1 pseudogene is annotated in these 370 nt (G+C 64.3%); it reads right to left on the bottom strand.

Features of this window, described 5'->3' with window-relative positions:
* Nucleotides 1-211 precede the first annotated feature (211 nt).
* A pseudogene (locus DIE16_RS37480) lies at nt 212-370 on the bottom strand (L-asparagine permease); the annotation flags it as partial.

Genomic DNA, 370 nt, shown 5'->3' with positions numbered 1-370 from the left:
ATGCCGGTCCTGCGGAACACGCCTTCCGCGTCGTGGGCTTTCTGGGCGAGGCTTGCAGGGTTCTGCGTGTCGAGCCATGCCTTGACTCGCGAATAGGGCGGGCGAACCTGATCGCCTGCAAGCATTTCGTCAAACGGTGCCATTGAATTTTCTCTTTTTCTGCGAGACGGCCTGCATCGGGCCGCAGGCCGTCCCCCGATTGCGCGTCGGCTCAGTTGTCGCCCTTCTCGAGCACTTGCCGTGTCAGCGTGACCGACGGAATCGTCGGCTTGAGCAACCCACGGCGCGCGCGACTGCTCAACCACTTCCAGCCGGCCACGAGCAGCAGCGCGACCAGCGGGATCGACGCGATCGTCCACGTCCCGTTCGG

The organism is Burkholderia sp. Bp9090 (genome assembly GCF_003857985.1).
In the GTDB taxonomy this organism is placed as follows: Bacteria; Pseudomonadota; Gammaproteobacteria; order Burkholderiales; family Burkholderiaceae; genus Burkholderia.
Note: the sequence above shows the minus strand (reverse complement) of the source record. Positions and strands in the feature narration are given on the sequence as shown.